The following is a 10,461-nucleotide window of genomic DNA, read 5'->3' as shown; positions in this document are numbered from 1 at the left end:
AAAATTAAATGTGCGCAAGTGGTTATAAATTATCAGTCTCTGTTTTGGAATTTAACCTAAATGAACAATTATTGTATTGAGATTATCATAATTATTTACATAAAATATAAATATATAATTAATTTTTAATATTGTTTTTAATGCAAAAGAAGTTTATTTTATGTCTTTTCTTTTATTACTCTTCTTATCATTGATTAATTGATATGAAACGTAATATTTTAAAATATTTCTGACATAGGTGGTAGTCTCGAGCCCTATTAACTCGCCAGTGACCATTTCGACGTTATTAAACCATTTGTTTTCATCTAATCCACACATGCATGCAGCAGTGAGTTCTCGCATTTTTAATATTTTTCCTGCTCCTGCATTATAACTTGCAAGTGCAAATAACATTCTGTTATAATCGTTAAATTTTGCATTTTTAAAATATGTTTTCATTAAAAAGTTCATGTATTTGGTGCCTGCATGAATATTTGCTTCGATATTCGTAATATCTCCAACTTTCATTTGCTTGCCTGTATCAGGCATAACTTGCATAACTCCAATCGCTCCGACAGGGCTTCTCGCATTCTGATTAAGTTTTGATTCTTGGTAACCTTGCGCAGATAGCATAAGAGGATCAAATCGATATTTTGCTCCATATTTTTTAAAAATTTGCAGAATATTTTGAAATTTTTCAGTTTCTGCATCTTGCATATTATTTTTAAATTGGCTCCATTTTTCTATTGTCTGTAAATATCTTACATCATTTACATTAGTTTTCTCTACATAATGTAAGAAAAAATCTTCGAGCTCTGCATCAAGTAAAGGACTATTTTTTCGAATCATCCATCCACTTTTTCCTTTGTCACGCACAAAAGCATTGTAATTTACTCTAATATTAGGTAGTATTTTTTCCCATGTTTTTGCAATAATATCATCAACAATTACGATTTTTAATATCCGAGCATTTAGCATTTCTAATTTGTCTTCATCTGCAAGATCTTCATGCAGATACTGAAATTTCATAAGCGGTTTACCAGCTTCTTGAAAGCTTTTATTTAATTTTATAAGACTATCATAGTAGCTGGTATGTTTTCTGATACTGACTGTTTTGCCCGATAGATCTTCAATAGATGATATGGGTGGGTCATTTTTATTTGTGATGACATATTCCGTATTTCCTCTTTGCACCTTTGGACCTACAAAGTCTATTAGCTTCGCTCTATCCCTTGTAAATGTTAGGTTTCCTGCAGCAATATCTCCCTTGCCAGTTAAAATATTATCAATAAGATATTCGATTGAAGTAGGGATTACGAAAACAGTGATGGGTCTATTGCCAAGTTCTTTTTTATATTTTTTATTTATATATGTTTCAAAATCTCTTGCTAATTCTATACTCAAGCCTCTTTCTTTTCCTTTATCAATATAATATAAGGTTTTACTATAAGGCATAAATATTCGGATCATACGCCTTTCTTTCATGCTGTCGAAATCACCGAGTGATTTATTTGTAATATTGCTAAATTTTAATTTTACTTCTTTTGCAATTGCTAAATTTGGCATTTGGAAAAAAATATTCATAGAGATTAAAATGATAAAAAACTTATTAATAGCTGAGATTTTAAAGATCATCAATTTTCTCGTCATTTTTAGTGTTCTATTCACCAAGATCAATTTCGGACGCAATTTTTGTATATTGAGTTTTTTTATGAAATAATTTATAAATAATAGGTATTATAAAATTGTTTATAAAAAATATTTTAGAAATAAATAATTTTAATGAATTATTATAAATAAAACGTCCTATTATAAAGGAATTAACAATGTATGATAAATATAATTTAAAAAATATCTCAGCATTATCATTGGATATAATTGTAAAAAATATGAATTTGTATAAAAATATACTTTGTCAAGTTTTAGATTTTGATATTATTTATGAAAATTCAAGAATTATTGTTTTTCACAATAATAAATTGAGCAAAGATCTTTTTATTACTATTGTTGAAAATAGTGATTTCAGGAATGATGTTGTTAAGCTAGACGATGACAATGTATTAGTGTTTTATTTAGAAAATGAAATGATTTATAGTAATATTTGTTCTGTATTATTAAAAAATGGGGTGCCGACCGTCAAGTCTTTTAATCCCTATTGGGATGAAAACGGAAAAACCTTTCTTATATCAGAAGACGAAAATTTTAGAATTGTATTCTGTCGGAAAAAATTTAAAAGTTTGGCTTATGATATAGTTTATAATGCTCGTATAGCTATGCCAACTCATTCCATTGAGCATGTTAAAGATATGTTTATAAATCGATTTGGAATGAATAAAATATCTTTCTTTACAAATCATGATAATTTTGATGGTATAATGTTAAGTCCAAACGAACTGTTAGATTGTCATATTGAATTCACTCAGTATTTTGGCAATGAACGACATTTGAATGATTCATTGAATTATAATTTGAGTTTTATTAACGAGAATTCATATAATAGTTATTATTCATTTAATATTGTTGCAAGTAATGATTTTAATATGTGTGAAAATAATAGCTCAGAAGCTTATTGTTGTATTGTTGAGTATTTGAGGGATAAAATGTAAGATTCTTATTTTAGGTTTTCTTTGATTTTGTTAAGTATCCCTTGCAAGATATTGACTTCTTTTTCACTTAGAAACTTTTCAGAAATTAATTTTGAAAAGACACTCCATCTTTTAGATTCATTGCCAATTTTTATGTAGCCAATTCTATTGAGCACTGAAAATAAATTATGTTTTAAACTCTCAAGATGTTGGGATGTAGCTAAAATCATTTTTTGGGTTTGTGTTGATTCTTTTTGATTTAAAGATTTGCTGACTTCATATAAAATAACCATTACAGCTTGTGCTAAATTTAATGAAGTATTTTGTCCAAAGGTTGGAATAGTCATTAGTAAATTGCAAAGATCTACCTCTGAATTTGTTAGACCAGATGATTCTCTACCAAATACGAGAGCTATATGGCTCTCCCCTTGAATTTGCTGAAATATATTTTCTAAATTCCAGCTATTTTCAAGTGTTTTATGCTGCCCGCGCACTCGATTGGTTAGGGCAATAGCAAAATTTTGTTCACTGAGAGCACTGTGTAGATTTGAGTAAACTTTTGCTGTCTGTAAGATATTTTGCGAATGCATAGCCAATGTTCTTGCTCCATCGCTTCCGCCACTTAAATAGTCGCAAGGGTTAACTAAAATTAGATTTGTAAAACCCATATTATTCATTGCACGGGCAACTGCACCAACATTATTTGGGTGCTCAGGTTCTACTAGGACAATGCTTATATGCTTGCTTAGGTTCATAGGAGTTTTTTTATTGGCATTGATAGCTTTAGACATTTAAGTTTCCGATAGCAAAGTATTCTTTGAATAAGTCCCCTTTAAATTGAAGTAGATTTTCAAGTTTTGGAGCTAGCCCTTTTTTTAAATAAATATACTGCAAATATTTCATAATTAAAGATATGTATTTTTTATCTAATTGATTGTTTTCAATGAGCATAACGATATCATTTGACTTTATACTCGGAATTTCATTCTTCGAGATTTTATCGATCATTTTATAAAGCGTTTCTTTTAATAAATTATCATTTATGAATACTGAAAGAGTAATTAATATAATTCGTGATGATTGTTTTGATATGAAATCAATTTGAGCAATCAATTCATAAAAGAGAAAATCAAAGAGCTCTATATCCATATCTTTTGTAAAAAGCTCTTTAAAGAAAATACATTTTAGAAAAAGTGTGCAAATTTTTTTATCTTCCGCTGTGATTGGCCATTGATCAATTGTTTTTAAAATAATTGAGAATGACTCTTTTTTTACTTTGTTTTTATATAAAAAATATTTTAATAAATTAAAAAATGGTAAATGAGTATCCAATTTTATTTTACTTCTAGCCAATTGATTTTTACTGTGTATATTATATTTAGTAAATTGGTAGGATCCATTTGGGAAAATTAATTCTTTTAGATCTAAAATATTTTCTAAGTGTTCACAAAAAATATAGAATTTTCCTCTTTTTACTTTTTGAAACTCAAGAATAATCCTTTCTTTACTCAGATCTTGGAGACCTGTAGAATGATTTCTCGCTGCATTTAAGCTTTCATTATCGAGAGTAAAACTTAAATTTGCAGCAAAGCGAATCATTCTAAGTATTCTTAATGCATCTTCTTGCAGTCTATTTTCAGCTGAACCAACACAGCGGATGAGCTTTTGTTTGATATCGTTTATACCTAAATGAGGGTCAATTATGTGTTTCTGCACGGGATCATAATATATGCTGTTTATCGTAAAATCGCGTCGATTGCAGTCATCCTTGAAAGTGCCTATTTGAATATTTTCTGGTCTTCTTTTGTCTAAGTATCTACCTTCTTTACGAAAACTTGTAACTTCAAAATGTTGCCCCTGTAAATTAACGAGACACACTCCAAATGCCTGTCCAACAAAGATTGAGTTTTTAAATAAGTTTCTGACTTCTTCAGGTTTTGCCGAAGTAGCTATGTCAAAATCTTTGGGGATTTTGTTGGGATTAAGCAGAAGATCTCTAACGGCTCCACCAACAATATAAGCATCATGTTTGCTCTTTTGTAGCAGTAAGCAGACCTGTTTAGCCGCAAGGAAAAGCGGGTCTTTTCTCACATTGGAGTAGGGTCTAAACTTCTTATTTTTAAAAATCACTTTATGTTTCACAAAAATTCCGTTATGCAGATGGATTGGCTATGATGCCTTCTGTTTGCCCTATTTTTCGCCGCAGTGATGATTTGAAGATCATGGCATCTTGAAAAGCTTCTAGCATACTTTACAGTACAGACACAGGATTTCGCTATAATGACTTTAAGAACCTACACTCGCCTTGTTGCCCTCGTTGGTCGACCCAATGTCGGCAAAAGCTCTCTATTTAACCGTATTATTCGTGAACGTAAGAGCCTCGTCCATGACGAACCTGGCGTGACAAGAGATCGAATTTTTGGCCGTGCTGAGCACAATGGTGAAGCTTTTTACTTGTGCGATACCGGTGGTTTTGAGCCAACATCAAAAGATAACATTAAAATTCAGTTAGTTGAACAGGCTGAAATGGCCATAGAAGAAGCGGAAACTGTGATTTTTGTGGTAGATGGGCGTGAAGGCTTGCATCCTGTTGACAGCGATCTTATTCGGCGTTTACGCAAGTCAGAAAAGAATTTTGTTGTTTGTGTGAATAAATGCGATTTACCTAAAGATGATATATTTATTGAGGAATTCCGAAAACTTGGTGTGCCAAATGTGTATCCGGTGAGTGCGGAACACAATCGCGGTATTTCCGATTTACTCGATGCAGCTACAGAAATATTTGCCAGTGCTCCAAAAGCAAAACAAGAGGATCCAGAGAATCCACCTGTTAAACTTGCTATCATTGGTCGTCCCAATGTCGGTAAATCTTCTATTCTAAATAGGCTCGTAGGAGAAGCTCGCTCCATCGTAGACAATCGCCCCGGGACAACACGTGACTCAGTTGATGTTTCATTAAAGTACCATGGGCGTGAAGTTAAAGTGATCGACACAGCTGGTATACGCCGGAAAAGTCGAATGGTTGATAAACTCGAGAAGTTTTCTGCTTTTCGCAGTGTTTCTTGTCTCGAAGATTGCGATGTTGCTATTTTGGTCATCAATGCTGAGGATGGTGCAACCGATGGTGACGCACGTGTTGCAGGATATGCATTTGAACTCAGAAAACCTATTTTAATTGTTGTTAATAAGTGGGATCTTGTAAAAGATAAAACTTCAAAAACAGTTAAAGAGTTTACGGAAAAATTACACCTTGATTTACGCTATATTCGTTATGCACCAATTGTATTTGTTAGTGCGCTTGAAAACTTAAGAGTCAGTCGTCTTATTCCAATGTGTCTTGATTTATTCGATCAAGGAAGTAAAAGAAACTCCACTTCTCAAGTGAATAATACTTTAAAAGAGATTCTTTTAAAGCACACTCCGCCAATGGTTAAAAATAAGTCAAAACGTATTAAGTTTCTTTATGCAACACAAGTGGGGGCTCTTCCTCCACGGTTTGTTATTTTCTGCTCACATCCAAAAGATTTACATTTTAGCTATAAAAGATTTGTAGAAAATGAATTCCGTGAAGCATTTAATTATAAGGATATTCCAATTTCTATCATCTTCCGTGAAAGAACAAGGTCACCATTAGATGATAATGGGGATAGAATTAAATCTAAAGGAACTGCTCGTTTTCAAAGAGATCGGAACTATGATGATGACATTCGTAGCATGGTCTTTGATGACATTAAGGCTTTAGACGGAGCAGATATCGAATTTTTCGATGATGATTCCGAGGAATAAAAATGTTTGAACAAAAAAATAAAAGTGTAAAACATTATGATGGCAGATGGTCACATTTGTATAAATTATGGTGTTCTGCTCTTAAGCAAGAACCTTTACCACAGTTTGATAGATGGTTATCTCAAGAGTTTGCTAAAAATTCAAAATATGGCAGTCGCGATAGACGTTGGTACAGTGAATGCTTATTTGCTGGAATCCGTTTTGGATATTTTGCATTGTTTTGTGAAGAGTTTTTTAAAATAAATAATACAAAAAAAATAGATAAATTATCTCTGGATGAGTTTTTAATAGATTTCAGCAAAAAATATCAAAGTGGGAATCAAGTTCTTTCTAAATGGAATGAAATAGCTCCAGAACGTTTTTTTGTCTGGATTCGTTTGCGCTATGAGTTGGCAAATAAAAATAAACCGGATACGCTTTCTCTTGAATTTGGTGTTGAAAAATTTCAAAATGAAATTCAATTTTTTATTGATTTAATTAAATTTTTTGAAAACTCAGAAAATATTGTATATCAGTTATTAATTTCTAGCATACCAATTTGGTTTAAAGAAGCGTTAGAGAAAAGAATACAAGAATCAGCTTGGGAAAAAGAAAAAATAAAACAATTTTTCTCTGAACTCGAAATTCGCCCTCCACTGTGGATTAGAATCAATGATTTAGAAAAAATAGATATTGTAAAATCAGAACTCATTAAAGAAGGTTTTGAATTTGAACAATTTGATTCAGCCCTAAAAGTTACTGGTGCAAAAGGTGTTTTTGCTTTGCAAGCTTATAGATCTGGTTTATTTGAAATTCAGGATTTAGCTAGCCAAAGAATAGGACAAAATATTCAAGTAAAAAATGGACAATTCGTTTGGGATTGTTGTGCAGGCGGTGGAGGTAAAACTCAGCAAATTGCTAGTTTATTAAAAAATAAAGGTGTCATTTATGCATCTGATATTCGTGAATATAAATTGGAAGAAGTAAAAAAACGTGCTCGTAAATCAGGTTTTTTTAATATCCGTTGTCTACCTTGGAATGGAGAAAAGCTCCCAAAGTTTCAAAAAGAAGTTGAAAATAGAAATGGATTTGATTGGGTTTTAGTTGATGCTCCTTGTACTTCATCAGGTACATGGAGAAGAAACCCAGATGCAAAATACCGAGTGAGTTATACAAATATTGATAGCTTGAGTCATCTTCAATTGAACATATTAGAAAATGCCAGTCGTGGTGTACGAGTGGGTGGACATTTGGTATATTCAACTTGCAGTTGGATTTATGATGAAAATGAAGGAATCATTTTAGATTTTCTTAAAAAAAATCCTTCCTACACTTTAGTTAAGCAAAATTTATTGGGTTCTCCAAACGAAAATGCTGACACAATGTTTGCAGCAGTCCTGAAACGAGAAAGTTAACACCTTTCTCGAAGTTTAATTGCAATTTATTTTAAATCTATTAATATAGCTAAATAAGAAAATTTATTTTTGTATCTTTGGATTGGTATCCATTTAATATGGAGTATTTGCCATGAGAGTGTTAAATCTTTTACACTTTGTAGTTTTTTTTATATCATTGTGCGTTTTTGCTCTAGCGCATGGGAGTAATCAATCTGCATACGATGAAAAAACAGAGCATATACCTTCACTTTTTGATTTTGTTGAAGTCTCGGATTTTAATTATGCAAATAAAAATAAGATAAATGAAACTTTGATAATTGAATCTGTTTTAATTGGTTCTTGTACAAATAAAAACAGTCCGTGCTTTGAGAATGCTCAAGCAAGCGAATTTTTTGCACTTATTAAATTAACAAATACAGGTTCCCTAATCCAAAACTGGAAATTTGGTTTTTATATGCCTCGAAGTTTTAACCGGCATGGTAAAATAAATAATAATTTAACTATGGATATTTGTGATGCTACACATAAATGCCAAAAATTAAAATATTCGAAGGAAACGTCGATTTATCGAAAAGATGAGAGTGCGGGCTATACTACTGTACTAGAGCCAGAAGGGGATTTTGAGCTAAAACCAGGAAGTCAATATGAAATAAGATTGATAAGAAATAATCAATGGCGGCCAAATAATATTTCAGCAGTACCACAAAATTTGTTTTTAGTTGTTCAAGAAAATAATGCAAATAAAATTTATAATTTATCTACAAATAAATCTTCTTATCATATACAAGGTTACAATCAAAAAAAAGTAGATGCATTAATAAGTGATCATAATATTCAAAACTGGAATTCTTCAATCCAAACATTGTCAAATAATCCTATAATTCCTTCTCCAGTAAGTTTTATTAACAAAAATGATGGAAAATATTTTTTTTTTACAGATGAGTTAAATTTTGAAAATGAATTTGCTGGTCTTGATCCAAGAATTGAGAATTATTTTAGTCATATTTTAGCATCAGACATGAAAATTGCAGGAGTGGGAAGAAAAGTAAATAATTTAAAGTCTGGAATTTTATTTAAAAGAATCAATAATCCGAATGAAATTTTAAACAATCCTGAAGGCTATAAAATTTCAATTTCTGAAAATCTTATATTGATAGAGGCTTTACATAATGCGGGCTTTTATTATGCCGTTCAAACTTTGCGCCAACTTTGGTTTCATGCAGATATAAAGAGTTTTAATCAAACAGGATTAAAAACGACTACCATAATTGATTATCCAAGATTTAAATATAGAGGGATAGCTTTGGATCTCGCTCGACATTATTTTTCAGTAGAAGAAATTAAAAATTTTATAGAAATAATGTCAGTGCATAAATTAAATAGTCTTCATTTGCATTTTGCAGATGATGAAGGATTTAGAATTCAATTAACAGAATTTAATAATTTTAATCGAATTGCAGATAGTCGAGGGTATGGGAAAGACATTGGTCCTTCAATGTTTGTGCAAGGAAATTTACTTAAAACGAATTCTAAAAGATATAAATACCCAACTGCAAGTACTCAATATACAAAAACATACACTAAAAGTGAAATATTTGATATAATTCAATTTGCAAATATTCACCAAATAACTGTGATTCCTGAGATTGACTTGCCTGGACACGCAAGAGCTCTTATTAAAGCAATGCCAAATATATTTTATGATAGAAACGATAAATCAGAATTTATGTCAGTACAGGGGTATACCGATAATGTAATTCCAGTTTGTGCCTATGGAGACAAAAGTGAATTTGGTTTAAATTTCACAAATACATTAAATAAAATAATTTACGAAATTGCTGAAATATTTTCAAATCAAACTACCCTTTATTTTGTAAAAAATGAAGTGAGTCTTGGCGGAGATGAGGTTAGTGAGGATGCTTGGAGCAAGTCAAGTACATGTCAAAATGATTGGTTGCAATTAAATTCACTCGGAAAGTCACATAAATTCTTTAGAGAGATATCCAATAAATTAACTGATTTAAAAATATCGGGTTGGCAACAGTTTATTCAAAATGACGATCAATCTTTAGGAAATGAAAGAGTTCATGCAAACAGAACTGGGCGCGTGTGGCTGTGGAATACGACTGAAAATGGTATTTTACAAGCTGTGAACTTAGCAAATAATTCATATCCAGTTGTTCTTGCTTTTGCCAATCAAACTTATTTTGATTTAGCTTATAATCCTGATAGAAATGAACCTGGCTTTAGTTGGGCGACACAATTTTCAGATACTGAAAGCGCATTAAGATCGAGTTTGAGTTCTAAGCTAACGCAGGAACAGACATTTTATCCAGAAAAAATCCTTGGTATTGAAGGTACTCTTTGGTCTGAAAATCTTCCAACTTATACACAATTAAGCTATATGGCTCTGCCAAAAATGGCTGGACTATCTGAAGCCAGTTGGGCATCTGAATCTTTTACCACAGAAGATAATTTAAAGACAAATTGGCAAAGTTTAGTTCATCGTTTGGGGTGTGGCGATAAAGGATTTTTAGCTTTTATATCTAATGTATATAATATCAAATATCGTGGTTATCCTACCGGTATATCCCTTGAAGCTCCGCGCGAATTTTGCAATTTACAAATAAATTAAAAATTACAAAAAATAAATTTATTTAAATAACCCTTGAAGTTTTCATTAAATTAAATATTATACTTAATGTTTATATTCATGCATATATATTTAGATATTT

7 protein-coding genes are annotated in these 10,461 nt (G+C 31.2%); 4 read left to right on the top strand and 3 right to left on the bottom strand.

Translation table 11 applies throughout. The features are described from left to right. Window positions 1-153: 153 nt before the first annotated feature. Window positions 154-1,614: an MltF family protein gene (locus tag H7355_RS13350; RefSeq protein ID WP_222435724.1), complete on the bottom strand. Its 1,461-nt coding sequence runs from the start codon at window positions 1,612-1,614 to the stop codon at window positions 154-156. 191 nt (window positions 1,615-1,805) lie between these two features. On the opposite strand from H7355_RS13350, the gene H7355_RS13345 reads away from it, so the two are divergent. Continuing rightward, window positions 1,806-2,585: a hypothetical protein gene (locus H7355_RS13345; protein ID WP_186648485.1), complete on the top strand. Its 780-nt coding sequence runs from the start codon at window positions 1,806-1,808 to the stop codon at window positions 2,583-2,585. Between the two features lie 5 nt (window positions 2,586-2,590). On the opposite strand, the gene H7355_RS13340 is transcribed toward H7355_RS13345, so the two are convergent. Continuing rightward, window positions 2,591-3,355, bottom strand: a complete 765-nt coding sequence (locus H7355_RS13340) for an RNA methyltransferase (protein ID WP_186648483.1) — start codon at window positions 3,353-3,355, stop codon at window positions 2,591-2,593. Continuing rightward, window positions 3,348-4,706 carry a CCA tRNA nucleotidyltransferase gene (locus H7355_RS13335; RefSeq protein WP_186648481.1) on the bottom strand — a complete coding sequence of 453 codons (1,359 nt, stop codon included), beginning with the start codon at window positions 4,704-4,706 and terminating at the stop codon, window positions 3,348-3,350. The genes H7355_RS13340 and H7355_RS13335 overlap by 8 nt, the downstream gene beginning before the upstream one ends. A 138-nt stretch (window positions 4,707-4,844) precedes the next feature. Here H7355_RS13335 and der point away from each other — a divergent pair, with 138 nt between their 5' ends. The 3 genes from der to H7355_RS13320 all read left to right on the top strand — a co-directional run bounded on the left by der (window position 4,845) and on the right by H7355_RS13320 (window position 10,361). After that, window positions 4,845-6,350: a ribosome biogenesis GTPase Der gene (der, locus tag H7355_RS13330; RefSeq protein WP_186648479.1), complete on the top strand. Its 1,506-nt coding sequence runs from the start codon at window positions 4,845-4,847 to the stop codon at window positions 6,348-6,350. Window positions 6,351-6,352: 2 nt separating this feature from the next. After that, the gene (locus H7355_RS13325; protein ID WP_186648477.1) at window positions 6,353-7,744 is read left to right on the top strand and encodes an RsmB/NOP family class I SAM-dependent RNA methyltransferase; all 1,392 of its coding nucleotides are present in this window, start codon (window positions 6,353-6,355) and stop codon (window positions 7,742-7,744) included. Window positions 7,745-7,856: 112 nt separating this feature from the next. Beyond that, entirely contained in the window at window positions 7,857-10,361 is a 2,505-nt protein-coding gene (locus tag H7355_RS13320; RefSeq protein ID WP_186648475.1) for a family 20 glycosylhydrolase, read from the top strand. The last annotated feature ends 100 nt before the right edge of the window (window positions 10,362-10,461 follow it).

It is taken from the genome of Fluviispira vulneris (genome assembly GCF_014281055.1).
Classification (GTDB): domain Bacteria; phylum Bdellovibrionota_B; class Oligoflexia; order Silvanigrellales; family Silvanigrellaceae; genus Silvanigrella; species Silvanigrella vulneris.
The sequence above is the reverse complement of the archived record's forward strand: the minus strand, read 5'-3'. Positions and strand labels throughout refer to the sequence as shown.

Excerpts from the sequence above, each read along its gene's own strand:
- H7355_RS13345 (WP_186648485.1), top strand. The coding sequence starts at position 1,806 with ATGTATGATAAATATAATTTAAAAAATATCTCAGCATTATCATTGGAT.
- der (WP_186648479.1), top strand. The coding sequence starts at position 4,845 with ATGACTTTAAGAACCTACACTCGCCTTGTTGCCCTCGTTGGTCGACCC.
- H7355_RS13340 (WP_186648483.1), bottom strand. The coding sequence starts at position 3,355 with ATGTCTAAAGCTATCAATGCCAATAAAAAAACTCCTATGAACCTAAGC.
- H7355_RS13320 (WP_186648475.1), top strand. The coding sequence starts at position 7,857 with ATGAGAGTGTTAAATCTTTTACACTTTGTAGTTTTTTTTATATCATTG.
- H7355_RS13350 (WP_222435724.1), bottom strand. The coding sequence starts at position 1,614 with ATGATCTTTAAAATCTCAGCTATTAATAAGTTTTTTATCATTTTAATC.
- H7355_RS13325 (WP_186648477.1), top strand. The coding sequence starts at position 6,353 with ATGTTTGAACAAAAAAATAAAAGTGTAAAACATTATGATGGCAGATGG.